The organism is Qipengyuania nanhaisediminis (assembly GCF_900115585.1).
GTDB classification, from domain to species: Bacteria; Pseudomonadota; Alphaproteobacteria; order Sphingomonadales; family Sphingomonadaceae; genus Qipengyuania; species Qipengyuania nanhaisediminis.
In genome coordinates, this window is the sequence record NZ_FOWZ01000002.1 from 343,764 (window position 1) to 368,950 (window position 25,187).

Genomic DNA, 25,187 nt, shown 5'->3' on the forward strand with positions numbered 1-25,187 from the left:
GCATGACCCAGTTCAGCGCAAACGATCCCGTCGTAATTCTTTCCTACGCCCGCACCCCCATGGGCGGCATGCAAGGCGCCCTTGCCGACGTATCCGCTACCGATCTCGGCGCGACGGCAGTCAAGGCCGCGGTAGAGCGTTCGGGCGTCGCAGCCGACAAGTTCGACCGGACCTACATGGGCTGCGTCCTTCCCGCAGGTCTCGGCCAGGCCCCTGCCCGCCAGGCCTCGATCAAGGCGGGATTGCCGAAATCCGTACAGGCAACCACGGTCAACAAGGTTTGCGGCAGCGGCATGCAGACCGTCATCATGGGCGCCGAAGCCCTCGCCAGCGGCACGGTCGACTATGTCGTGGCCGGCGGCATGGAGAGCATGACCAATGCGCCTTACCTCCTCAAGAAGCACCGCTCCGGCGCGCGCCTCGGCCATGACACGACCTACGACCACATGTTCCTCGACGGGCTCGAAGATGCCTATGAGGAAGGCCGCGCGATGGGCACTTTCGCACAGGATACAGCCAACGACTACCAGCTGACGCGCGAGCAGATGGACGAATATTCCATCGAATCGCTCCGCCGCGCGAATGCAGCCATCGACAGCGGCGCCTTTGCCGACGAAGTGGTCCCCGTCACCTTCTCGACCCGCAAGGGCGACGTGACGGTCGAACACGACGAGCAGCCCGGCAAGGGCCGCCCCGATAAGATCCCGCAGCTGCGCCCTGCCTTCGCCAAGGATGGCACGATCACCGCCGCGACGTCCTCTTCCATCTCCGACGGCGCAGCTGCCGTGGTCCTGACCCGCGAGAGCGTGGCCTCGGCAAACGGCCAGGCTCCGATCGCCAAGATCGTCGCGATGGCCGCCCATGCGCAAGAGCCTTCCGAATTCACGGTCGCTCCGGTCGGCGCGATCAACAAGGTCCTCGAAAAGGCCGGCTGGTCGGCCGACGATGTCGACCTGTGGGAAGTGAACGAAGCGTTTGCCTGCGTCGCGATGTTCGCGATGCGCGACATCGGCATCCCGCACGACAAGATCAACGTCAATGGCGGCGGCACGGCACTCGGCCACCCCATCGGTGCAAGCGGCACCCGCATCATCGTCACCCTGCTCAATGCGCTCAAGCAGCAGGGCAAGAAGCGCGGCGTCGCATCGCTGTGCATCGGCGGCGGTGAAGCGACTGCCGTTGCAGTCGAACTGGCCTGAAGTGACTTACGATAGCGAACGGGACGGCAGGAGGGGCCGACGCGCCTCCTGCCTTCCGATCGCTGCCGTGCTCCTGCTTGCAGCCTGCAATCAGGATCAGTCCGAACCCAAGCCAGCGCAGCAAGCTCCCTCTCCCGAGGAAATCGCCGGGACTTACGAGGCGACGTTGGCGGATGGCTCCACCATCCGACACACCCTGAATGCCGACGGGACCTATCTCGACACGGATGCGGATGGGAACCCGGTCGAAAACGGCAACTGGCGGCTGGAAGGAACGCAGCTTTGCTACGATCCCGAAGGCAGCGAACCCGAAGCCTGCTACGACCAGGGCGCAAATGCCTCGGTGAAACGGATCGAAGCCGACGCACCGACCCCCGAGTGATCAGGGCTCGCCCGCACCCCAGAGGCGGGCTTGCTCGATATATCCCGCCCGGTTCCCCACGGCGAATTCGCACCAGCCCTCGTCGCAATCGCCAAGCGTACCGACGACACCGGGCTCCACGCGCCATTTGACCGAACCTCCGGCCTCCGGATCTGCGAGAATGGCCCCCTCACCTTCGCCGACAACGATGGCTGCGCGATCGGGTGTCAGCAAACGCGAGACGACCCATCCGCGAGATCCGTCCGGATCTTCGATCAGGCGCCATCCTTCCATGATGCGCAGGACCTTCACTGGAAGTCCCTTGCGCCGGTAGACCCACGCGATCTTGTAGTCCGCACTCGGCCCCACTCTCATATTGAGTTCGGTGGCCCGAATGCTTGCCCAGTACGGCACTTCGCGATCCTGCGCAGAGGCAGGCGACGCGAATGCGAGCATGGAGACAAGCAGGAGGAGAAGCGGCACTCGCGACATGGCGATAGCTGTAGAATGGCGAGGGTTTCGCATCAAGCATCGCTTGACCGTTTCCCGCACGTAAGCGTAGCGATGTGAACAACATGAGCGAGCACGACACTTCATTCGACCGACCCGAAAAGCGCCTCGACAGGACGCCGCGCGTAACCGTTACGCGCCACCTCGCCAAGGCGGTGGAACAGCGCATGTCCGAACTGTTCGATGCGCGGCTCAACACGGATGATCACCCGATGGACCGCGATGCGCTCGTCGCCGCAATGCAGGACTGCGACGTGCTGGTTCCCACGGTCACCGACCGGATCGATGCGGAGATGATCGACGCTGCGGGTAGCGACCTCGGCCTCATCGCGAATTTCGGCGCCGGGACCGAGCATATCGATCTCAAGGCGGCGGCGAAAAAAGGCATCATCGTCACCAATACGCCCGGCGTATTCACCGACGATACCGCCGACCTGACCATGGCCGGGATTATCGGCGTTCCGCGGCGTATCCGCGAGGGTGTCGAGCTTATCCGGAGCGGAAAGTGGACCGGATGGGCACCCACTGCCATGCTCGGCCGCAAGCTGGGCGGAAAGACCCTCGGCATCGTCGGAATGGGACGGATCGGGCAGGCCGTTGCGCACCGCGCACGCGCTTTCGGGCTGGAGGTGATCTATCACAACCGCAAGCGCCTCCCCGAGGCGATCGAGCGGATGTTCGGCGCTCGCTACGTCGAAACCCTCGACGAGCTTGTGGCCGAAGCGGATATCCTCACCCTGCACTGCCCCGCCGATGCGGAAAACCGGCACATGATCGACGCCCGCCGGCTCGGCCTGATGAAAGAGGGTGCGAGCCTCATCAACACCGCGCGCGGCGACCTCGTCGACTACGAGGCGCTGATAGCCGCGTTGGAGAGCGGCCAGCTCGCCGGCGCAGGCCTCGACGTCTATCCGGACGAACCCAATGTGGATCAGCGGCTGATCCGGCACCCCAATGTCATGACCTTGCCCCACATCGGCAGCGCCACCCGCGAAGGCCGCGAGGAATCGGGCATCAAGGTGATCGCCAATATCCGCATGTGGGCCGACGGCCATCGGCCGCCCGACCAAGTGCTGAGCGGTTTCTGACGCCGAAGGTGACAAAGGCGACAGTGTGTCGCCTTCAAATTCGCCTAGTAACTCGATGATAATACGAGCATTTTCTTTCCTCTCGCGAAGGTGACACATTGCCATGTCGAATCTCGGCGAGTTGCACAGCTCCGAAGTGGCAACCGCGAGTGGAAGTGGTTTCGAGAATTTGCGGGAATGCATCTGGGCCTAGCGAGCATAATATGAGCGAGTAGGAAAACCTTGTTCCCCAATCGCAACCGATACCGGCTTTGCATTGTCGGCGAGTGGCTTTAAGCGCTCCGCCCCATGGATGAATTTTCAAGCCGGATCGAAGCGCTCGAACACCAGTGGATGCGCGCCTGGGCCCAACGCGACCGCAATGTGATGAAGGCGCTCGCGTCGAAGGACTTCATCTTCCTGCTCGGATCGAACAGCCCCGCGATCCTCGACCGCGCAAGCTGGCTGGAGGCGGCGACCACGCGTTTTCGCTGCAACGGCTATCGTTTCGACGAAGTCTACGTCCGCCGCCATGGCAACATCGCGGTTTTCGCCACCCGCATGACGCTCGACGCGACCATGGGCGACCATGACTGGTCGGGCGAAACCTGGCTCATGGACCTGTGGCAAAAGGGCAAGGTGCGCCGCAAATGGCGGATCGTCGAACGCACGATCTCGCGGCCCGACGTGGATGCCAAGATGCCCGACGCCATCAGGTCGATGCAGCTCTGGCGCTAGGCCGGAACCTCAGTCCCCCGTCAAAATCCGTTCGACCAGTTCCTTCACCGTGGGGGTGAAGTTGTTCGAATAGAAAGGGTCCTGCTTGAACCGGTAGGCAGCGTGACCCGCGAAGGCGAGGTTCTCGTCCGGGTCGCCGCCGTGGGCGATGTCCTGCAGCGTCTTCTGGATGCAGAAGCTGCGCGGGTCGGCGAGACGGCCGGTCGTGTGGTTGTCGTGATCCTTCCAGCTCGAGAACTGGCAATGCGACAGGCAGCCCATGCAGCCCTGCTGGTCGGCACGGATCTGCTCCGCGCTTTCGGGCGTCACGAAGACGACGGTATCGTCCGGGGTCTTGAGCGCTTCGGTAAAGCCTTCGTGCATCCAGGCCTGCGCCTTGCGCTGGTCACCCGGGTGGACGAAAAAGTACTTCGCCTTGCCGTGGTCGGAAAGCGGGATGGTGCCGTCTTCCTCGTCGCGCTTGAAGATCGGGATTTGGCGCTCCGAACGGTGCATCAGATCGTAGAGAAACGGCGTTTTCACCGCGCTCGAATAGAAACCGGTCGGGCTGAACTTGTGCAGCAGGACGTCGCCCGGCTCGACCGTGCGCAGCATGTCCTTCCAGACCTGCGGGATCGGACTTTCTTCGGTCAGCAGCGGGCGTGTGCCGAACTGGAAGGCGATCTTGCCCAATTCCGGGTTATCGATCCAGTCGTTCCATTCGCGCAGGAACCAGACGCCGCCCGCCATGACGATTGCCGTATCTTCCGAGACACCTTCGGCACGCATCGTTTCACGCAGCGCCTTCACGCGCGGATAGGGATCTTCCGGCTTGGTCGGGTCTTCCGCGTTGGAGAGGCCATTGTGTCCGCCCGCCAGCCACGGGTCTTCGTAGACCACGGCGGCGAGCAGGTCCGGAACCTTCGAATAGCTGCGCTTCCACAGGGCGCGGAAGGCGCGCGCGGACGAGACGATCGGCAGGTAGTGAACGTTATAGCGCTGGGCGATTTCGGCCAGCTTGTAGGGCATGCCTGCGCCGCAGGTGACGCCGGTGATCTTGTCGGCGCAATTTTCCAGCACGCCTTCGAGCACCTGCTGCGCCCCGCCCTGTTCCCACAAGACGTTGATGTTGATCGCGCCGCGGCCTTCGGAAATCTCGTAGGCGCGGTTCACCTGCTCGGTCGCGCCGTCGATGGCATAGCGTACGAGCTGTTCGAAGCGTTCCACACGGGTCGCCTGCGGGTAGACTTGCGGGATCGGGTTGCCATCCTCGTCATAGCTGTCCGCATTAACTGCGCTGACGGTGCCGATGCCCCCGGCTGCCGCCCAGGCGCCGGAGCTTGCGTGGTTGGTCGCGGAGACGCCCTTGCCGCCTTCGATAAGCGGCCAGACTTCGCGTCCACCATAGACGATCGGGCTAAGACCCTTGAAACTCATGCAATCCTCTTTCCCTGATTGGGCACTTTATCGTGCCTAGCCCTCGTTGCCGCTATCTGCGCGGCAGGGCGTTATCTCTTCCGGCTCTGGCCTGTTAGCCGCTGCCTTGAACTGTGCATAGTACCCCGAAAGCTCGGGCGCGTCCTTGAATGCCACGAGTTCATAGCCGACGCGGCGGAATTCGCACGACAGCAGCAGGGGATCGATCCCATGCTGGTCGGTCGGGCGATCGACGTCCACGACGATCACCTGTCCCCCGTCCCGCAAGGCCGGCCACATGTTCCACAGGAACTCGTAGGGCTGCTGGATCTCATGGTACATGTGGACCATGAAAATCCGGTCGAAACTGTTGTCCGGCAAGCGCGGATCGTTCGGCTCACCTAACCTGATCGAGACATTGTCGAGCCGCTGGCGCTCGACACGTCGGCCCAGCCTCTGGATCGCTTCGGGATCGATGTCCTGCGCCAGCACACGCCCGGATTCGCCCACGCGCGGCGCGAGGCGGACGGTGTAATAGCCATTGCCCGCACCGATATCGGCCACGGTCATGCCGGGCTCGATTTCCGCCAGGTCCATGACCTTCTGCGCTTCGCCGCGGCTGTCGCGGGCGTCTTCGGTCGAGAACTGGTAGGAGATTACCTCTGATACGGGCCGGTCAGGCTCGGGGAATACCGCCCCACCATCGGCGTCGCTCATGACCGCATCGCATCCGGCAAGGGCGCCGAATGCAATCAGGATGAGCGGAGCGCGTCTCACTCGGCGTCCTCCACCTCGACGGTTTCGCCCGTAACCCTTTGTGCCAGGGCTGCCGAAATGAACGGATCGAGCGCGCCGTCGAGCACGTCGTCAGGCGTCGGCGAGGTCACGCCGGTCCTGAGGTCCTTGACCATCTGGTACGGCTGCAGGACGTAGGAACGGATCTGGTGTCCCCACCCGATATCGCTCTTTTCCTGGTATTCGCCCGATGCAGCCGCTTCGCGTTCCGCCATCTCGCGTTCGAACAGGCGCGCCTTGAGCATGTTCATCGCGGTGGCGCGGTTCTTGTGCTGGCTGCGGTCGTTCTGGCTGGCGACCACGATACCGGTCGGCTGGTGGGTGATACGCACGGCAGAGTCGGTCGTGTTGACGTGCTGGCCGCCAGCACCCGATGCGCGGTAGGTGTCGATCTTGAGGTCGGCCGGGTTGATCTCGATGTCGATATTGTCGTCGATCACCGGATAGACCCAGACCGAACAGAAGCTGGTGTGGCGCCGCGCCGAACTGTCGTAGGGGCTGATGCGGACGAGGCGGTGGACGCCGCTTTCGGTCTTGGCATAGCCATAGGCGTTCTCGCCCTTGAGCAGCAGCGTCGCCGACTTGATCCCGGCCTGGTCCCCGGCCTGGTATTCCACCGTTTCGACCTTGAAGCCGCGGCGTTCTGCCCAGCGCACGTACATGCGAAAGAGCATTTCCGCCCAGTCGTTGCTTTCGGTACCGCCCGCGCCTGCGTGGATTTCCAGATAGGTGTCGTTGGCGTCGGCCTCACCGGAAAGAAGCGCCTGCACCTTGTCGCGGTCGGCCCGGTCGGCGAGCGCGGCAAGGCTCGCGAGCCCTTCATTGGCGATATCGTCATCGCCCTCGGCTTCGCCCATTTCGACGAACTCGATGGCATCGCCCATCTCGCTCTCGATTTCGCGAACGGTATTGATCGCGGTCTCGAGGCGTTTCTGCTCCTGCGTGATGGCCTGTGCCTGCTTGGGATCGTCCCACAGGGTCGGGTCCTGGACCCGGGCGTCGAGCTCGTCCAGCTGGCGCAGCGCATGGTCCCAGTCGAGCGACTGGCGCACAAGCGCGAGAGCAGCTTCGATACGGTCGATATTGGCCTGCCCTTCGGCACGCATAAGTCGAATTCCTTGTATTCCGTTGGTTCGCCCACCTAGCGCGCAGGCCGCAATTGTAAAGCTGCGCGGGCCGGGTTGGAGGGGACTGGCTAGTAGAGCCCTTCGTTCTCTTCGACGAAGTCTCCGGCGGAATCCTCGCGGCCTTCGGCTTCGACCCGACGGTTCGCCCTGACCCCTTCGCGAGCCCGTTTGATGAGCTCGAGAATCTCGGCCCTTTGCGCGGCCATTTCGTCGGAACGGGTCGAACGCGGCGGTTCGGTATCAGGCTTGAAAGCCTCCCAGATCACGGATGCCTTGGGATCGTTCGAAGGCTCGCCGTCGAACACTCGCTTGCCCGTGCGGCGGTCGATCTTGACCATGCGAATGCCGGGAGGAGCGACGAAATCGGGCGATGTCCAGCGGTCCTTCGTGGCTTCGACGAAGCGCTTCATGATGGGCGCCGCGGTATTGCCGCCCTGCACCCAGCCACCAAGGTTCCGTGGCTGGTCGAAGCCGACATACATGCCCGCAACGATATCGGGCGTGCCCCCGACAAACCATGCATTGGTCGGGCCATTGGTGGTCCCCGTCTTGCCGAAGAGCGGCAGTTCGAGGCTGCGCAGGCGCACGGCGGTACCGCGCGTTACGACGCCCTGCAGCATATGAACCATCTGGAAAGCGGTGCGCGGATCGAGGACCTGTTTACCCGACGGTTCGAAGCGAGGCATCGGCTGCCCGTCCCATTCCGCCATGTTACAGCCGGTGCATTCGCGCTTGTCCGTGCGGTAGATCACTTTTCCGCGGCGATCCTGCACGTAGTCGATGACCGAGCCTTCGTTCTGGCGTCCCCAGTTCGCAAGCGCGGCATAGGCATTGACCATCTTCGCCACGGTCGTCTCCCCCGCTCCGAGAGCGAAGGAGTAATAGGGTTCGTAGTCGCCGATACCGACGCGCGAGATCGTCTGGACGACGTTCTGCATGCCCGTGTCGTCGGCGATATGGACGGTCATCAGGTTACGGCTCTGCTCGAGACCCCAGCGCAGCGTATGTTCACCGCCGCCGCCACCGCCGAAGTTGCGGAAGCACTTCTCGCCAAGCTGTGCGCCCTGCCAAACGCAGAACGTCTGGTCGGGAACCTGCGTGGCAGGCGTCATGCCGTTGTCGAGCGCAGAGGCGTAGACGAAGGGCTTGATGGTCGAACCTGGCTGGCGATCGGCCTGCGTGGCGCGGTTGAAGCTGCCCAGGCGGCTGTCGAACCCGCCTTGCATTGCGAGGACCCGGCCAGTCTGTGGGGCCTCCGCCAGGAAGCCGCCCGACACCTCGGGCACGACCCGCAGCCGGTAACCGGAACCCGACGGCTCCGCAGCAACGACGTCGCCGATCTTGAGCGTGCTCGGGGCGCCCGAGAGTGCATAGTCCTCGCCATCGGTCAGGCCGATCGTCGGCGAACTGCCTGCCTTGGTGATGACGCCGACACGCCAATTCTCGTAGTTGATGCTTAGGTTCGAAGAGGCGAGCTGCGAGTGCAGGCTCCCATTCTCCGGGTTCAGCGTTGCAATCGGACCCGTGAAACCGCGATTGCCGTGATAGCTCAGCAGCTGTGCCCTCAGAGCATCGCGCGCCGCATCCTGAAGCTCCACGTCCAGCGACGTGCGCACCCACAAGCCGCCGGCGTAAACGCTATTCCCGCCATCATCGGCGGTTTCGCCGAATTCCGAGATCAGCTGGCGGCGTACCTCTTCGAGGAAATAGCCGGCATCGGCCGAACGTTCGCTGCGCTGCTGGACGAGGCCAAGCGGCTGCGCCTTGGCAGTGTTCGCCTCTGCGGCGGAGACGAAATCATTGGCGACCATCTGGTCGAGAACGAAATTGCGGCGCGTCACGGCGAGATCGCGGTAGCGCTCGCGTCCGTAACGTTCCGGCGCCTTCGGAAGGATCGCGAGGAACGCGGTCTCATGCAGGTCCAGCTCGTCGACATCCTTGTCGAAATAGGCGCGCGCGGCTGCCTGTACGCCGAAGCTTCTCCGCCCGAGCGGAATTTCGTTGAGATAGAGTTCGAGAATTTCCTGCTTGGTCAGAACCTGCTCGATCCGCTGCGCAAGGATCATCTCCTTGAGCTTACGGGTGACCGAATATTCGTCGCCAAGCAGGAGGTTCTTGGCCACCTGCTGGGTGATGGTCGAACCGCCGACCGCCCGTTCGCCAGAGCCGTATTTAGTGGCATAATCGAACACGGCATTCAGCGTGCCGGTGAAATCGACCCCGCCGTGGCTGAAGAACGTCTTGTCCTCGGCCGAGAGGAAAGCCTCGATCATCGGCTGCGGGAAATCGACATATTGCAACTGGACGCGCCGTTCCCGGGCATAGGAATGGACGATTTCCCCGTCCACGCCGCGCACCACGGAAGGAAGCGGCGTTTCATATTCCAGCAGGGATTCGGCGTCCGGAAGGTTGCGCGCGAGCGAGGCCCACAAGAGCACCAGCAGCATCAGCGCAATGCCGGTCAGGTAGGTCATGACCCGCAGGCGCTGGTTGTCGTGCCAGTTCTCGCGCATCCAATTGACAAAGCGCACGGGATCGCCGGTGAGGCGCTCGCGATAATACTGGAGGTGGCTGGCGTAATCCATGATCAACGCAGGCCTCTAGCACGCCGTTTATCCGGCGCGCTATACCTACATTTGCATTTGCGACGAGCGCTGCTGCTGGCGGGCGAAATACAGACCGATTGCCTGGGACATCACCTCGGCAAAGTCCTCCCGTCCCTCGGCCGACGCGAGCCTTTTCGCGTCTTCCTCATTGGTGATGAAGCCGCTTTCGAAAAGGACCGAGGGAATATCGGGCGCGCGAAGCACCAGGAGGTCGGCGGAATGGCGCGGCTGTGGATGGAATTGCACCTTTCCTTCGCCTGCCCGCTGGATAAGCCTTGCAAATTCGTCGGATTCGGCGCGGGTCCGCCGCCGGGACAATTCGACGAGAATTTCGTTCACTTCGGCACTGGCCCCGCCAAGGGATACGCCGTTCAGCGTGTCGGCGGCGTTCTCGCGCGCGGCGAACCGGGCCGCTGCCGCGCTCGATGCGCGATCGGACAACGTGTAGATACTCGCCCCCTCGACCTCTCCTGCGTCCCCTGCGCTGTCGGCGTGAATGGAGATGAACAGGTCCGCATTCAGCCGCCGGGCCAAACCGTAGCGCTCCGCATGGAGAAGATAGCGGTCATCGTCCCTGGTAAGGGCCACGCGCGCGATATTCCTTTCTTCGATTTCGTCGCGAAGCGCCCGCGCCAGTCCGAGCACGAGCGTCTTTTCGCGATAACCCGATGCGGTGGCGCCGGGATCGAAGCCACCATGACCGGGGTCGATGACGACCAGCGGCAATTCCGCCTGACCGCGAACCTCGGGCAATTCGGGCTCGTCCGCCTTGCCCGGCAAAGCCGCCCTCAAGACCAGCCCGGGCTCGGCTGCGGCCAAACCGCCGCCAGCGACGACACCGATCGTTGCGGCAAGCGCAGTTACCGTGACGAGAAGGGGCGCGGCGAGATGCATGATCGATTTCATGGTCACCAAAACCTTAAGGCTTCGTGCACCTTATGCGCAATATAGTTGCCGATCGAAACCCACGGTGCTAGCGCTCCTCATATCGGTTCGGTGCCTCCGATCGGCGCGTAAGTCGCGACGAAGAGGGTCGCCGATATCGTATTCGCCCCGCCATCCTGGCGTGGCCCTTATTTGTACAGGTTGATGCACAGAACGCACTCATCCCTTTCCGCAGTCCCTGCGCCGATCTTCGGCAAGACGGCTGCCGCGACGGATGCAGGGGCGCAGATTTTGCGCAGTGCGTCGGATGCAGACACGAATATCCGGACAGACGATCGCAGTGTTCTGAACCGGACCGCTAATGCCGCGATTCCACGCATGGGACGCGGATTTCACACACAATCGCGCAGCAGGAAGGACGGGCTCGCCCCGCCCCGCCGCGCATGGAGAATAATTAATGGCAACGCGCATGCTCATCGACGCGCGCCACCAGGAAGAAACCCGGGTGGCAGTCCTCAAGGGAAACCGGATTGAGGAATTCGATTTCGAATCTGCCGACAAGAAGCAGATCAAAGGAAATATCTATCTAGCCAAGGTTACGAGGGTCGAACCCTCGTTGCAGGCGGCATTCGTCGACTTCGGCGGCAACCGTCACGGCTTCCTCGCCTTCAGCGAAATCCATCCAGACTATTACCAGATTCCCAAGGAAGACCGCGCCGCGCTGCTCGCCGCCGAAGCGGAAGCTGCCGAGGAAGAACAGCGCCTCCGCGCCGAAGAGGAAGAGCGCGGCGAACTTCCCGGCGAAGAATACGACGCCGAGGATGAAAGCTCCGAAGCGCTTGCGGAAGACCTCGCCGAAGACGGCCTCGAAGAAGTGGACACGTCCGACAAGGACAAGGTCGCCACGATCGAGGAAGGCCATCTCGACGGCGAAGACGATGACGATTCGGACGATAGCGACGACGATGAAGAGAGCGAGGACGACGGCTCGAAGTCCAAGTCCCGCTCGCGGCGTGGTCGTGGCCGCCGCCAGGGCAAAGGTCGCAGCCGCGCGAAGGAAGTGGATGAAGCCCGCGCCAAGCGCATGGCCCTTCGTCGGAAATACAAGATCCAGGACGTCATCCAGCGCCGCCAGGTGCTGCTCGTCCAGGTCGTCAAGGAAGAGCGCGGCAACAAGGGCGCTGCCCTCACCACCTATCTCAGCCTCGCCGGCCGTTACACGGTTCTTATGCCGAACAGCAGCCACGGCGGCGGCATTTCGCGCAAGATCAACTCTGCCAGCGACCGAAAGCGCCTGAAGCAGATCGTCGGTGATCTGAACCTGCCCAAGACCATGGGCCTGATCGTTCGCACCGCCGGCCTTTCGCGCACCAAGACCGAAATCAAGCGCGACTTCGATTACCTCGCCCGCCTGTGGGACGAAATTCGCGAGAAGACGCTGTCTTCTGCGGCGCCCGCCCTGATCCATTCGGACAGCGACCTGATCAAGCGCGCCATCCGCGACATCTACAATCGCGAGATCGAAGAGGTCGTGGTCGAAGGCGAGGAAGGATACAAATCCGCCAAGGCCTTTATGAAAATGCTGATGCCCAGCCATGCGCGGCGGGTTAAGCAATATGTCGACCCGGTGCCGCTGTTCCAGCGCTATGGCGCGGAAGACCAGCTGAAGGCGATGTACGATCCGGTCGTCCAGCTGAAGAGCGGCGGCTATCTCGTCATCAATCCGACCGAAGCCCTGGTTTCGATCGACATCAACTCGGGCCGCTCCACCAAGGAGCACAACATCGAGCAGACGGCGCTCCACACGAACCTGGAAGCGGCCAAGGAAATCGCCCGCCAGCTGCGCCTGCGCGACATGGCCGGCCTGGTCGTGATCGACTTTATCGACCAGGAGCACCATTCCAACACCCGCAAGGTCGAGCGCGCCATGAAGGATGCGCTCAAGAGTGACCGTGCGCGTATCCAGGTGGGTCGCATCTCCAGCTTCGGCCTCATGGAAATGAGCCGCCAGCGCCTGCGTACCGGCGTGCTCGAAGCGACCACGCGAGAATGCCCGCACTGCGACGGTACCGGCCTCGTCCGCACCGCCAGCTCTGCCGGTCTTTCGGCGCTGCGCCTGATCGAAGAGGAAGCGGCCAAGGGTAAGGGATCGCGCATCCGCCTTGCTGCCAGCACCGAGGCCGCCGTTTACCTCCTCAACGAAAAGCGCAACGACCTGATCGAGATCGAACAGCGTTACGGCGTCATCGCCGAAGTCGTGCCGGAAGGCGAAGACGAAGGCGCGAAGATGACGGTGTCGAGCCACGGCCCCAAGCCGAAGGACGCGCCGAAATTCGACACTATCGTTGATGACGAGGACGACGATGAAGAAGAGTTCGTCGACACCTCGGACGAAGACGAGGACGATGACCGTCCGCGCAAGAAGCGCCGTCGTCGCCGGGGTGGACGCGGCCGCAACCGGAACCGCGAGCAGGATTCGGACGGCAACAACGAAGACGAGTCCGACGAGGATAGCGATAACGAAGCGCATTCCGAAGACGACGAGGGTGGCGACAAGCCGAAGAAGCGCCGCCGTCGCGGCGGACGCCGGCGCGGTGGTCGCGGTCGTGGCGGCAAGTCTGACGAGGTAACGGCTGAGGACGCCGAGAAGCTCGAACAGGTTTCGGAACAGATGGCCGAGGACATGGCGGTCGTCGCCGGTCCGGAGGACGCTCCGGAAACTGCCGAGCAGGCCGCCGAAGAGGAAAAGCCCAAGAAGAAGCGGGCCCCGCGCAAGAAGAAGGCAGCAGAAGACACCGAGGCCGTTGCCGAGGAAGCTCCTGCCGAGAAGCCCAAACGTACGCGCAAGAAAAAGGCCGACGACAAGGCTGCGGAGGAAACCTCCAGCGACAATGCTGCCGAGGAAAAGCCGAAGCCCAAGCGCACGCGCAAGAAGAAGGCAGACGAGGCTCCGGCAGAACCTGCGGAAGCCGCTGCGGAGGCTGAAGAGAAGCCCAAGCCCAAGCGTACGCGCAAGAAGAAGGTGACCGAAGACGTAGCCGAGCAGGTCAAGGAAGACATGCCCGTCGTCGCCGGTCCCGAAAGCACTCCCGAAACTGCCGAGGCGACAGCGAAGCAGGACGACCAGTCATCCGACGAAGGCGGCAAGCCCAAGCGCGGCTGGTGGCAACGCACTTTCGGCGAATAATTTGTAGCTAACCGCCCGCCTGGCTCCTGTCAGGTGGGCGGTTTTCTTTCAGACCCCGGCCCGGCGGGCCACGCCCCATTCCATCCAACCCATCACCTTGGGCGCATGGTCGAGATAGGCCTGGCCCAGCGGCTCCACTTCAAAGCCTGCGCCGCGCAGGGCAGAGCCGATCGGTCGCGTTAGATGGCATCCGCCAGCCAGCGGCTTCCAGACCGGCTCGATCCGGTCCTGCCACTTGGCAACCGTTGCATCGGGCGCCCGCCCATGCTCGAGGAAGAGCAGCCGCCCTCCCGGCTTCAATATCCTGCGTAATTCTCCCAGCACTTTTGCGGGATCTTCGACGCTGCAAAGCGTGTAAGTGTACACCGCCGTATCGAACGTGCTGTCTGCAAACGGAATATCTTCCCCGACGCCCTCACGAATATCTGCATTCCAGCCACGCTCGCGCGCCCTGTCTCGAGCATTTGCGAGCAGTTTCTCGTTCGGGTCGATGCCCGCGAAGCTTTCCACGCGGTCGGGATCATAAAGCGGCTGGTTGAGGCCGCCGCCGCACCCCAGTTCAAAAATGTGGCCTTCGGCGAGCGGAATTACCTGCCTGCGCCTGTCCTCGATTCCCTTCTGCCCGCAGGCAAGGGTAATCATCCTCGGCATGACATGCCGGTCGTAAAGACTGCGCAAGCCCAAACGCTCTCTCCCCACGTTTTGACCGCACTATGCCTGAAAAAATGGCGGTGAAAACCGCTTTTGGCGTCTAAGCGCGTCCCTCGTGGAGTAACTCGCGGATATCGTTGAGGTCTTGCGGCTTGTCGACATCGACTGCGGCAAGGCCGTCAGGTGCTTTCACGAGACTTGCCCGCACCCCCATCCGCAGGCCTAGCATTTCGATAGCCTGCGCCATCGACAAGCGGCCGAGCGCATATTTGACGAGCGTGGAAACACCCAGACGCCGAACGATACGCCACGGGCGCTTGCGGTCGGCCTCGACAGCTTTCCAGCTTTCGATGGCCCGCCCTGCCCCTTCGTGCTGGAGGTAGAACAGGTTGCACCCGGACCACGCCCCGTCCGCCAGGCGAAGGTAGGTCCGCTTCGAACCGGGCAAGGCCGCTTCGATATCACCACGCTCTGCCAGCATGATCGACAGGTCTGCCGCTCGCGGTGTGCTTTCGACGATGTGCCTGACCCATTCGGGCTTCAGCAGGCCATGGTCCGCGGTGGTCACCAGCAGCGGAGCACCCAGCTCTGCAAATGCGATCGCCGTGCTTTCGCTCGGCCCCTGCCCGGTAGGGAGAACCTCCAGATCGAGCGAGCGAGCCAGGGCAACGACATCCGGGTGATCGCACGATACCGCTATGCGGTCCGCCCCTGCTTCTCGCAACGCGCCCGATACGCGCTCAAGCAGCGCTGTGCCCTCGAGCTCGATCAGCGCCTTGTGCGGCTTTCCTTCGGTTCCGGCCAGCGGGTCCCCGCCCGGCCGCGTGCCCGCGAGGATCAATGCTGACCAGGTCACGCCGCAGCTGCCTTCCTGCGAAGCTGGCGGAGAATGACCCACACGGTCGCGCTCATGGCGAGGTAGAAAATGCTCATAGCGAGCGCCACCGCCCATCCGACCCCGACCGGGCCCGACGACACGAACGCAAGGATTGCGCCGACCAGCACCGCAAGGGCCAGCACGCGAACGCGCAGGGCGTACTTCGCATGGCCGGTGGAATAGAGCATCGGTTCGTAGGATACGCTGGCCAATTCGAACGCGGCACCGACGGCCAGCGGAATGAGCACCACCGCTCCGCGCGCATAGTCGGAACCGCCGATAAGGACGAGCAGCGGTTCACCGAGGAACACCGCCAGCACAAGCACGGTTACTCCCGCCAGGGCAGCAATCCGGGTGACCTTCCTCACAAGTCCCTCAAAGCGATGGGCCTCGTCAGCCATGGATGAAATAGCGAATTCCGGCAGGACGGCGCGCGCGATGAGGACGGCGAACTGCTTCACCCCCTGGGCCAGCTGGTCTGCAAGCCGGTATAGACCCGCAGCCGACGTCCCGAGGAAGTAACCGACGGCAAGGAGCGGACCCTGCCGCACGGCCGCGTCGAGCGTCGTTGCAACGTAGGTCACGCCGAAAAAGCTCCGTACCCCCTCGTTCTCGCGCAGCATCTGGTTCCAATGTCCGAAGTGCCTGCGATGGAACGCTTGCGGGGCAAGGCGCCTTGCCGCGATCCAGTACAATGCGGCGGATAGCAGGTCGAAGAATGCCCAAGCGAAAAGGAACTTCCCCACGCTCGCGCCCGTCCAGAGGATGATGCCGCTGGCGATTAGGCGGCCGGTGGGAACGACCGCTTCGATATACATGCCCACGTCGAAACGCCCGAGAACCCGGACGATGCCGCTCGGCGTGGTCAGGCGCGACCACATCAGGGCGCAGGCGAACAGGAAGCCCATCGTCACATATTCGGGGTTCAGCTCGAGTATTTCGGCGAACCCGAAATACAGCAAGGCCGCGATCACGCAGCCCGTGATCGCTCCGAGGACATCCGCAGAAGTGCAGAACCAGATCAGGCGACCGAACCGGGGATGGTCTTCTTCGAGAACGGGCTGCGCGCCGAACCGCACCAGGGTCTGCCAGGTCTGGAAACCGGCGACAGCCACCAGCGCCTGCGCGGTACCGAAGATCAGGGAGAAGTGGCCGAAATCCTTCAGTCCAAGCGAACGGGCAAGGATGGCGAGATAAAAAAAGCTGCAGACCGCGCCGAACCCCTTGCCACCGAGAATCCAGGCCAGGTTGCGCAGGATATTGGACAACCCGTCTCGTCTTTTTGCGGGTTCTGAAGCCGGCTGCATGGCGCGGACCTTTGAACGAATTGTCCTTGCGGCGCAATTGCATGGTTTGCGACTACCCACCGCCCGCACTATGGCGCCTGCCATGCGGGCCATTTTCCTTTTCAATCACGACGCAGGTCACCAGGTTGCTCACCTTGCCGGTATCGCCGCCGCGACGGCCAGATTGCATCCCGATATCGAGACGGTCGTTGCCTATGCGACGCCCGAGATACGCAGCCGCCTGGAGGAACTGATCGAGCCCGCCTCGGCTCAGCTGATCCGCTGGGAAGAACTGAAATTGCCCGGCTGGCGCAGGGCTGTCGCTACGATTTTAGACCGCGTGCTTCCTGCAAGCCGGTTGATGCGCCTGCGCGCCAACATTGCGCTGTTTTCGAGCGCGAACATGATCATCTCGACGGAGCGGACCTGCCTGCGGCTGAAGAAGCACCTTCCGGAAGACAGCATGCCCTATTTTGCGAAGGTGCCGCACGGCGCCGGGGATCGCAGCGTGGCCTACCATCCCGATTACACGCGCTTCGACCGCAGCTTCGTTGCCGGTCCAAAGGTCGTCGACCAGCTTGTCGCCCACGGCGTCTCGCGCGAACGGCTCGTCATCGTCGGCTATCCCAAGTTCGAAGGCATCGACCTCGATGCCAAGCCAAGCTTCTTCGACAACGACAATCCGACCTTCGTCTACAACCCGCACTTCGACCCGAACCTGTCCAGCTGGTACGACGAGGGACCGGAGCTGTTGAGATGGTTCGCGAGCGATGCAGGGAAAGACTTCAACCTCATCTTTGCGCCGCACGTCATGCTCTTCAAGAAAGAGCTCCACGTCTCGCCCGAGTACAAGATTGCGCGCAAGCGTCCGGATGTGCCGGAAGTGGCACTCGAAGCCGAAAACGTCCTAATCGACGTCAATTCACCGCGCCTGTTCGACATGAGCTACACGCTCGCTGCCGATGGCTATATCGGTGACGTGTCGAGCCAGATTTACGAGTTCCTCGCCCGACCGCGCGCCGCGTTCTTCTACGACAGCCGCCGCGAGAAGCTGGAGGAAGACGACGAATGGCACCTGTTCTGGGACGCCGGCCCCGTCGTCCAAACCACCGCCGATCTTGCGGCCCTCTTGCCCGATTACGAGCGCATCGCATCCGAATATCGCGACAAGCAGGTCGAGTTATTTTCCTATACCATCGACCTCGGCGATCGGCCGGCCAGCGAGCGCGCGGCAGACGCGATTGCCGACGCCGTCAAGGAGCAAGCGGGTCGATAACCTGCCAGCCACGTGCCCTCGCCTTCGCCGCCTCCGCCGGCGAAGCGGTGACGAACAAGGGCTCGTCCGCCCAGTCGAGCAGGGGCGCGTCGGCGAAGCTATCGCTGAGAAACCGCACATGCGCCGCATCCCGGTCAATGGCCTGTTCGGCAAACCATGCGAGGACGCGGTCCTTCTTCACCTCGCCATAACAGTTCCCGCCCGGAATTTGCGAGCCGTCCCAGCGTGTTGCGATCAAATCCTCGAACCCTAGACGGGTGGCAAAGGACTGGGCGTAGAAACCGAACGCAGCCGTCGCCACCATGATTCTGGCGCCGGAATTGCGGTCTTCTTCGACCAGTTTCATGACTGCCGGCATCAGGCCCGGATGCTCTATGCGTGCCCCGGCATAGTCATCGCCGAGTTCCTCCAACCGGTCGAGCCGGACATTGCCGAGCATCAGCTTCATCCCGAACCGCTTGAGCGCAGTGCGCGAGTAGATACCCATCCGGTAACCGATCATGGCTATGACCCAGACGGGCAAGAGGCCAAGTCGCCAAGGCGCATGCCGCCGCGCCGCGAAGGCGAGAAACGGGGTGAAGGTCGGACGGCGGGTCAAGGTCCGGTCGAGGTCGTAAATCGCGATGTGCACTTCGATGCGCTGCCATGTGCGTGTTTTGCACGCAAGTCCGCTGAAAATTGGCCGTTCCGGGCCTTGCGCCACTCGCACGAACCGCTAGATGGGTTGCGTAAAGCAACAGGATCGCTTGAAAATGGCTACGTTTACCCTCCCCAAGAACTCCAAGATCAGCGGCAAGGGCCGTGCGCATACGGCAGACGGCGGGACGCGGGTAAAGAAATTCAAGATCTATCGCTACGATCCCGACAGCGGCGAAAACCCGCGCTACGACACGTTCGAGATCGATCTCGACGAATGTGGCCCGATGGTCCTCGACGCCCTGTTCAAGATCAAGAACGAGATCGATCCCACGCTCACTTTCCGTCGCTCCTGCCGTGAAGGCATTTGCGGTTCCTGCTCGATGAACCTCAACGGCAAGAACGGCCTCGCCTGCACCACGGCGATTGACGATCTGAAAGGCGAAATCCGCATTACGCCGCTTCCGCACATGGAAGTGGTGAAGGACCTGGTACCCGATTTCACGCACTTCTACGCACAATATGCCTCGATCCGTCCCTGGCTGCAGACCGTCAGCCCGACGCCCAGCGGCAAGGAACGGCTCCAGACCCCCGAACAGCGCGAACAACTCGACGGCCTGTACGAATGCATCTTGTGCGCCTGCTGCTCGACCGCCTGCCCCAGCTATTGGTGGAATTCGGACAAGTTCCTTGGCCCCGCCATCCTCCTGCAGGCCTATCGCTGGCTCGCAGACAGCCGCGATGAAATGACCGGCGAGCGCCTGGACCAGCTGGAAGATCCATTCCGCCTGTATCGCTGCCACACGATCATGAACTGCGCGAATGTCTGCCCCAAGGGTCTCAGCCCGGCAAAGGCAATCGCGGAAACCAAGAAGATGATGGCCGAACGCGCTATCTGACGTGGTGCTGCCCGACACCGTATTCGAACATGGCCCCGATCCGGAAAATCCGGGTTGGCGGCACTGGAACCTGAAAGACCAGACCCTTTTCAACGGCGCCGTGATGGGCAAGCTCATCACGCGCGTCGACGAAGACGGGCGGTCTCGCCTCCGGATGTTCCCGGAACGCCGGCACGAGAATTTGCAGGGCATCATTCACGGGGCGGTCTCGCTGTCCCTGATCGACATCTCCCTGTTCACGACCATGCATACGATCGGGACAGGCAATGCAGGCCCTTCGGTCACGCTTGAACTGTCGACGCAATTTGTCGGCGGTGGCGATCCGAAAAGGCCGCTGGACGCGGTGTGCGAGATCGTTCGCGAGACCGGCAGTCTCGTGTTCGTACGGGGTTCAGTCGTGCAGGAAGAGGATGTCATCTGCGCCTTCTCCGGCATCGTGAAGAAGATGCGCCCGCGCCCCCTCTCCCAATGACCGGAATGCTCGCCCGCTACGAACGCCTGGTGGCGGCAGGCGAATTGCAGCCGGATCAGGACCAGAGGCGCGCTGCCCAGCGGCTCGACAGGCTACAGAAAGACCTTGAGGCCGACGAACCCGGCGGTCTCCTCTCGCGACTGTTCCAGGCAAAGAAAACGCGGCCGCAAGGCGTCTACATGTGGGGCGGCGTCGGACGCGGCAAGTCGATGCTGATGGACCTTTTCGTGGAAAGCCTTTCGATCGCGGAAAAGCGGCGCGTCCATTTCCACGAGTTCATGCTCGAGGTGGACCGCATGATCCGCGACGAGCGGGCCAAGGAAGCGGGCAATCCCATCGCGCCTGTGGCCGCCCGGATCGCTAACGACGTCCGTTGCCTCGCGTTCGACGAGATGGTGGTCAATAACACCGCGGACGCGGCGATCATGGCGCGCCTCTTCACCGCCCTGGTTTGCGACGAGGGCGTGACCATCGTCACAACCTCGAACCGCCCGCCGAGCGACCTCTACAAGGACGGTCTCAACCGCTCCCTCTTCCTGCCGTTCATCGATCTGGTGCAGGCAGAGCTCGATGTCGTTCCACTCAACGGGCCGACCGACTATCGCCTCGACCGCCTCGGCGATCTAGCCACCTGGCATACTCCCCTTGGCGACGACGCTACAGCGCAGGTCCGGGAAGCGTTCTTCCGGCTCACCGATTACGCTCCCGAAGATGCAGAGCACGTGCCGAGCGGCGAACTGGACCTCGGCGGCGGGCGAACCCTGCATGTGCCCAAAAGCTTCAAGGGCGTCGGCGTGTTCAGCTTCAAGCGCCTTTGCGGCGAGAATCGTGGCGCTGCCGATTATCTTGCCATCGCGCATGCATACCACTCGGTAATCATCGTCGGCATCCCGCGCCTGTCACCGGAGAACCGCAACGAAGCGATACGCTTCACCAAGCTGATTGATGCGCTTTACGAGAATAGCGTTAAGCTGTTCGCGACCGCCGCCACGGAGCCGGAAGACCTCTACACATCTGGCGATGGATCGTTCGAGTTCGAGCGGACCGTCAGCCGCCTGAAGGAAATGCAGAGCGCGGATTACATGGCGCGGGGCCACGGCTTGGCGGGTTAGGCGCTCGGCCGCAGGTGGCGCAGCGAGCGCTCCAGCATCAGCAATTGCCACAGGGTGCGACCGTTGTCGGACCGCCCTTCGATATGGTTTTCCGCGAGGCGGACAAGCGCATTGCGCTGGAACCAACCGCTGTCCACCAGCAGGCTGCTCGAAGCGATACGCCGCGCCTCGTCGGCCAGCGGGCCGCGGAACCACTGCGCCAGCGGAGTCACGAACCCCTGCTTCTTGCGATAAAGGATGTCGTGAGGGAGATAGCGCTCCATCGTGTGCTTCATCAGCCATTTGCCGTCATTGCCACGGATGCGCTCACGTTGCGGTAGTGTGGCACCGAACTCGACGAGGCGATGATCCAGCAGCGGCTCGCGTGCTTCGAGGCCGACTGCCATGCTGGTGCGATCAGTCTTCGTAAGAATATCGCCGGGCAGCCAGAATTTGAGGTCGGCATATTGCGCCCGGTCGAGGCCGGAGCGCGCCGGTGCATCGCGCATCAACTGTTCGAAGGGCTGTTCGGCGCAGTAATCACCCCGCGCCTTGAGCAGCGCGTCTCCGTAAAGGCCTTCGCGCAGCTCCGGTGAAAGGATCGCAAGGGCGCGCGCATATCCGCTTTCCCCGCTTTCGGCCAAGGACAGCAAAGTCGTTTTCGCGCGCAGGGGGCGCGGCGCCCAGTCCGCCTTGGGCCACGCCTTGCCGAGCGCGCCGAATACAGCGCCTCTAAGACCTGCCGGCAGAACCGCGCGTGCCTGTTCTTCCCTCACCTGGAAGAGGTGGCGGCGGTAGCCTGCAAAGGCCTCGTCCGCCCCGTCGCCGGACAGGGCAACCGTCACGTGCTCCCGCGCCAGTTCGCAGACCCGCAAGGTCGGAAGGGCGCTGGCATCGGCAAAGGGCTCGTCGAAGATCGAGGCGATGCGGTCGATCTCGCCGAACTGGTCGGACGATACGATGCGCTCGTGATGGTCCGTCGCGAACAGCTCCGCCACCTGCCGGGCGTGTGCCGTTTCATCGACGCTCTCGACATCGAAGCCGATCGAGCAGCTCGTCACCGCGCGATTGCTCGCCTCGCTCATTAGGGCAACGACCGAAGAACTGTCCACCCCACCGGATAGGAAGGCGCCCAGCGGCACGTCTGCGACCATGCGGCTGGTTACGCCTTCGCGCATCAGGTGCAGCAATTCGGCAGAGCGGTCGGCGGTCTTGCCCTTCGCCCTCCCCTCGAAGCTCACATCCCACCACTGTTTGGGCTGAGGCAGGGGGCGTCCATGGTCGAGCAGCATGAAATGCCCTGCCGGCAGCTTGGTGACATTCTTCAGGATCGCGCGGTGATCAGGGACATAGCCCCAGGTCATGTAATCCTCGATCGCGAGCGGATCGATCTCCCGCCGCATCATCGGGTGTGCCATCAGGCCCTTCAACTCGCTCGCAAAGCCGAGTGCGCCTCCGGGAAGCTGCGCCAGATAGAGCGGTTTTACCCCCAGGCGGTCGCGCGCGATAAACAGCTGGCGCCGGTCATGGTCGTAGAGTGCGAAAACGAACATCCCATCAAGGCGCGACAGGCAATCCGGCCCCCATTTCTGCCACGCGGCGAGGATGGTCTCGGTGTCGCCTTCGGTGCGAAATTTGGCCCCGTCCTGCGCAAGCTGGCGGCGCAGCGTGCGGTAGTTATAGATCTCGCCGTTGAAGACGATGGTCGCTCGGCCATCTGCCGAATGCATCGGCTGCGGCGAACCTTCGAGATCGATGATCGAAAGCCGTCGATGACCCAACCCTACGCCGGGCGCAGTCCATACGCCCGCCCCGTCCGGCCCCCGATGGGCCAGGGCAAGGGTCATCGCCTCGACCCGCTTTGGATCGACCGGCTTCACCGTCTCGTAATGGAAGATACCCGCGATCCCGCACATGGCGGAGTGCCCTAGACCAGACGCACCAGAACGGCAAAAGCGATTAGCACCGCTGCGATAGCCAGGCCGACATGCATGGCCGTGGGTGCGCCGTCGAAGCGCACGATGGCCAGGAATCCGGTAGCCTCTTCAGCAGTGAACCCTGCATCTTCCGGGTCGCGCTGGAACCAGCGCCACGCCACGCCCAGCACCAGCGCGATCACGATGCCGAAGAAGAACCAGCCATAGACGATGTGGTCGAAGCTGCCCGCCGCCTCCGCGCCGACATATTGCGCGATGAAGATGGTAGCCCACGCCCTTACGCCGTTAGCGATGATCGGCACGACTACGCAGGCAAACAGAAACCAGAACCGCCGCTTCCAGCTGGTGAAACAGGCGTGTGCCACCAGAATGCCGAGCGTTACCATCGCGATCAGGAACTTCACCCCGGAACAGGCCTCGGCAACGATGAACAGTCCGGCAGGCGTGTCGATATAGATACCGTCCGAGACCGTTTCGATCCCGCTCGCGACCGTCAGCCAAGTGGTGATGTGTGCGGTAATCGCCTGAAGCTGCGGGATGATCTCGTCGCCGAAGGGCACCAGAAATGAGGAATAGAACAGCGGAAAGGCGAGGACGAGGCTGGCGCGCGTGCCGATCATGGCCATAGCTGCGCCCTGGAATGCGGCCAGCGTCCCTGCCTGCGCAATCAGATTGATGTCGAGTGCACGCCCTGCAAGCCAGACGACCAGGCCGAGAGCCAGCCACGCGACCCCGATCCAGCCCGCCGAGGGGCGAATCTTGCGCAATTCCTCGCGCTGCAACCACACCAGCCACGCGATAATCGCCGGGATGAGGAGGATGTGGCTGTATGTGTCGATGTTCCACCACTGGTGCGCCATGCGCGTCCATTCGCGGAATGTGAGTGCGAAGAGGGCCGCCCATGCGACAAGCACGCGCAGGACCACGCCCGACCAGCTCCGCCCTTCCTGTGTCGGGCTTTCGGCAGAAGCGACGTCAAGCTGCACGGCTGTTCTTACCATCGGGCTGCACGAGAGTGGCCACCTGCTCGTAGATCGCTTCCCAGCTCATTTCGTTCGCGACGAATTGCCGCGCCTCTGCCCCGATTGCCCTGCCATCGCGACGACCTTCGAGCAGATCCCGTAATTTCGAAACCATGGCAGCGTCATCTCGCGCGATCAGGAAATGCTGACCATCCTGCGCAGGAATGCCGGTTGCGGCTTCTTCCGACAGGACAACCAGCCGTGCCATCGCCATCGCTTCCAGGACCTTGTTCTGCACCCCGCGCGCGATGGACAGAGGCGCGACTACAGCGGTTGCCGCGCCGAGAAACGGTCGCATATCCGGCACCCCGCCCCAAACCGTGACACCGGGGAGCTTACCGAGTTCATGAACGCTATCGGTCGGCGCACGTCCGACGATGTGGAACTGCGCGTCGTACCTGGCTGCGAGTTCCGGCAGCACTCGGTGGGTGAACCGCTCCACCGCCGCTACGTTCGGGGCGTAATCCATCTGGCCCGTGAAGACCAGATTTGGCCCTCGATGGTCATATGGCGCTTGGTCAAGACCGGTCGCCGGATCGAAGAATTGCGTGTCGACGCCATTGCCGAAGACACGGATATCCGCTTCCGCCCGAGGGGAAATTCGCGAACGCAGGAGAGCCGCTTCGCTCTCGCTGATCAGGGCCGTCACATCGGCGCGTCGGGCGAGACGCTCTTCCTCGGCGGCCAACAAGCGCCCCTCCCGCGCGTTGATCCAGGCCATGTTTCCCGCCTCGGCATAAGCTTCGAACTTCGCGCTATCGACATCGCAAAGGTCGATGATCACGCGTCCATCGAAGCTATCGGGGAGGTACTGGCCCATCTGACCCGAAAATATCACGACGGTGTCGATGGGTTGCGCGGCAAGTGTTTGTTCGACCCAGGATTGCAAGCCGCGGTCATGGAAGGCTGCAAGGCTCACCGGCTTGCCCGACAAGACCGCCTGAATGCCCGCGAGCACCAGGGGCTTGGTCCTGTCCGCCATATGGATTGACGCCGCGATAGCAGACAGCTCGCCATGATGATCGCGGTCTTCCTGAGTTTCGGCGAAGGTGCCGACGTGCACGGGCGCAAGGCGCGCCAGGGCCTTGAGAAGGTGATGCGAGCGGATCTTGTCACCGCGATTGGGCGGAAAGGGCATCCGGTGCGCAAGGAAGAGGATTTCGCCCATGC

The 25,187-nt window shown here is 62.8% G+C and carries 22 protein-coding genes; 9 read left to right on the forward strand and 13 right to left on the reverse strand.

The genetic code is table 11. The features are described from left to right. Positions 1-2 precede the first annotated feature (2 nt). Together BM173_RS07260 and BM173_RS07265 are read left to right on the forward strand one after the other, a co-directional pair. Positions 3-1,199, forward strand: a complete 1,197-nt coding sequence (locus tag BM173_RS07260; protein ID WP_090479356.1) for a thiolase family protein — start codon at positions 3-5, stop codon at positions 1,197-1,199. Beyond that, on the forward strand, positions 1,165-1,581 hold the full coding sequence (locus BM173_RS07265) for a hypothetical protein (protein WP_143089596.1): 417 nt from the start codon (positions 1,165-1,167) through the stop codon (positions 1,579-1,581). Before BM173_RS07260 ends, BM173_RS07265 begins: the two co-directional genes overlap by 35 nt. Here the strand turns inward: BM173_RS07265 and BM173_RS07270 are convergent, their stop codons facing one another. Beyond that, positions 1,582-2,052: an SH3 domain-containing protein gene (locus BM173_RS07270; protein WP_090479362.1), complete on the reverse strand. Its 471-nt coding sequence runs from the start codon at positions 2,050-2,052 to the stop codon at positions 1,582-1,584. Positions 2,053-2,135: 83 nt separating this feature from the next. Here BM173_RS07270 and BM173_RS07275 point away from each other — a divergent pair, with 83 nt between their 5' ends. Both BM173_RS07275 and BM173_RS07280 read left to right on the forward strand, forming a co-directional pair. Then, entirely contained in the window at positions 2,136-3,158 is a 1,023-nt protein-coding gene (locus tag BM173_RS07275; protein WP_090479365.1) for a 2-hydroxyacid dehydrogenase, read from the forward strand. Positions 3,159-3,446: 288 nt separating this feature from the next. Beyond that, complete coding sequence (locus tag BM173_RS07280) at positions 3,447-3,875, forward strand: nuclear transport factor 2 family protein (RefSeq protein WP_090479368.1); 429 nt, start codon at positions 3,447-3,449, stop codon at positions 3,873-3,875. A 9-nt stretch (positions 3,876-3,884) separates the two neighbouring features. Here BM173_RS07280 and BM173_RS07285 read toward each other — a convergent pair whose 3' ends face one another. From BM173_RS07285 to BM173_RS07305, 5 genes are all read right to left on the reverse strand, one after another. Continuing rightward, positions 3,885-5,291 (reverse strand): NAD(P)H-dependent flavin oxidoreductase, encoded by a 1,407-nt coding sequence (locus BM173_RS07285; RefSeq protein ID WP_090479371.1) that lies wholly within the window; start codon positions 5,289-5,291, stop codon positions 3,885-3,887. Between the two features lie 36 nt (positions 5,292-5,327). Beyond that, entirely contained in the window at positions 5,328-5,987 is a 660-nt protein-coding gene (locus BM173_RS07290; RefSeq protein ID WP_090480237.1) for a class I SAM-dependent methyltransferase, read from the reverse strand. A 56-nt stretch (positions 5,988-6,043) separates the two neighbouring features. Continuing rightward, positions 6,044-7,171 carry a peptide chain release factor 2 gene (gene prfB, locus BM173_RS07295; protein ID WP_090479374.1) on the reverse strand — a complete coding sequence of 376 codons (1,128 nt, stop codon included), beginning with the start codon at positions 7,169-7,171 and terminating at the stop codon, positions 6,044-6,046. 89 nt (positions 7,172-7,260) lie between these two features. After that, a complete protein-coding gene (locus BM173_RS07300; RefSeq protein WP_177201853.1) occupies positions 7,261-9,705 on the reverse strand; it encodes a penicillin-binding protein 1A in 2,445 nt (814 codons plus the stop codon). Positions 9,706-9,822: 117 nt separating this feature from the next. Further along, a complete protein-coding gene (locus tag BM173_RS07305; protein WP_090479380.1) occupies positions 9,823-10,704 on the reverse strand; it encodes an N-acetylmuramoyl-L-alanine amidase family protein in 882 nt (293 codons plus the stop codon). Between the two features lie 436 nt (positions 10,705-11,140). On the opposite strand from BM173_RS07305, the gene BM173_RS07310 reads away from it, so the two are divergent. Continuing rightward, the gene (locus BM173_RS07310) at positions 11,141-13,870 is read left to right on the forward strand and encodes an Rne/Rng family ribonuclease (protein WP_090479383.1); all 2,730 of its coding nucleotides are present in this window, start codon (positions 11,141-11,143) and stop codon (positions 13,868-13,870) included. A gap of 48 nt (positions 13,871-13,918) precedes the next feature. Here BM173_RS07310 and BM173_RS07315 read toward each other — a convergent pair whose 3' ends face one another. From BM173_RS07315 to BM173_RS07325, 3 genes are all read right to left on the reverse strand, one after another. Further along, on the reverse strand, positions 13,919-14,512 hold the full coding sequence (locus tag BM173_RS07315; protein WP_342741972.1) for a class I SAM-dependent methyltransferase: 594 nt from the start codon (positions 14,510-14,512) through the stop codon (positions 13,919-13,921). Between the two features lie 109 nt (positions 14,513-14,621). Next, positions 14,622-15,377, reverse strand: coding sequence for a nucleotidyltransferase family protein (locus BM173_RS07320; RefSeq protein WP_245755808.1), 756 nt, complete (start codon positions 15,375-15,377; stop codon positions 14,622-14,624). Next, positions 15,374-16,705 (reverse strand): lipopolysaccharide biosynthesis protein, encoded by a 1,332-nt coding sequence (locus BM173_RS07325; RefSeq protein WP_090479392.1) that lies wholly within the window; start codon positions 16,703-16,705, stop codon positions 15,374-15,376. Before BM173_RS07325 ends, BM173_RS07320 begins: the two co-directional genes overlap by 4 nt. Before the next feature lie 82 nt (positions 16,706-16,787). Between BM173_RS07325 and BM173_RS07330 the strand changes: the two genes are divergently transcribed. Next, the gene (locus tag BM173_RS07330; RefSeq protein ID WP_143089597.1) at positions 16,788-17,960 is read left to right on the forward strand and encodes a hypothetical protein; all 1,173 of its coding nucleotides are present in this window, start codon (positions 16,788-16,790) and stop codon (positions 17,958-17,960) included. Here the strand turns inward: BM173_RS07330 and BM173_RS07335 are convergent. Beyond that, the gene (locus BM173_RS07335; RefSeq protein WP_177201837.1) at positions 17,938-18,591 is read right to left on the reverse strand and encodes an HAD family hydrolase; all 654 of its coding nucleotides are present in this window, start codon (positions 18,589-18,591) and stop codon (positions 17,938-17,940) included. The two genes, BM173_RS07330 and BM173_RS07335, sit on opposite strands and share 23 nt — an antisense overlap. Before the next feature lie 121 nt (positions 18,592-18,712). Between BM173_RS07335 and BM173_RS07340 the strand changes: the two genes are divergently transcribed. The 3 genes from BM173_RS07340 to zapE are packed head-to-tail and all read left to right on the forward strand — an operon-like array spanning position 18,713 to position 21,079. Continuing rightward, the gene (locus BM173_RS07340; protein WP_090479401.1) at positions 18,713-19,495 is read left to right on the forward strand and encodes a succinate dehydrogenase iron-sulfur subunit; all 783 of its coding nucleotides are present in this window, start codon (positions 18,713-18,715) and stop codon (positions 19,493-19,495) included. Between the two features lies 1 nt (position 19,496). After that, positions 19,497-19,967 (forward strand): PaaI family thioesterase, encoded by a 471-nt coding sequence (locus BM173_RS07345; RefSeq protein ID WP_177201838.1) that lies wholly within the window; start codon positions 19,497-19,499, stop codon positions 19,965-19,967. Beyond that, positions 19,964-21,079 (forward strand): cell division protein ZapE, encoded by a 1,116-nt coding sequence (zapE, locus tag BM173_RS07350; RefSeq protein WP_090479404.1) that lies wholly within the window; start codon positions 19,964-19,966, stop codon positions 21,077-21,079. Before BM173_RS07345 ends, zapE begins: the two co-directional genes overlap by 4 nt. On the opposite strand, the gene BM173_RS07355 is transcribed toward zapE, so the two are convergent. Genes BM173_RS07355 through BM173_RS07365 form a run of 3 tightly spaced genes read right to left on the reverse strand, consistent with a single transcriptional unit; the run spans position 21,076 to position 25,185 of the window. Next, positions 21,076-22,974: an XrtA/PEP-CTERM system amidotransferase gene (locus tag BM173_RS07355; RefSeq protein ID WP_090479407.1), complete on the reverse strand. Its 1,899-nt coding sequence runs from the start codon at positions 22,972-22,974 to the stop codon at positions 21,076-21,078. The genes zapE and BM173_RS07355 overlap by 4 nt on opposite strands. Before the next feature lie 11 nt (positions 22,975-22,985). After that, a complete protein-coding gene (gene xrtA / locus BM173_RS07360) occupies positions 22,986-23,981 on the reverse strand; it encodes an exosortase A (protein ID WP_245755809.1) in 996 nt (331 codons plus the stop codon). Further along, positions 23,971-25,185 (reverse strand): TIGR03087 family PEP-CTERM/XrtA system glycosyltransferase, encoded by a 1,215-nt coding sequence (locus BM173_RS07365; RefSeq protein WP_090479412.1) that lies wholly within the window; start codon positions 25,183-25,185, stop codon positions 23,971-23,973. Before BM173_RS07365 ends, xrtA begins: the two co-directional genes overlap by 11 nt. Between the last annotated feature and the right edge of the window lie 2 nt (positions 25,186-25,187).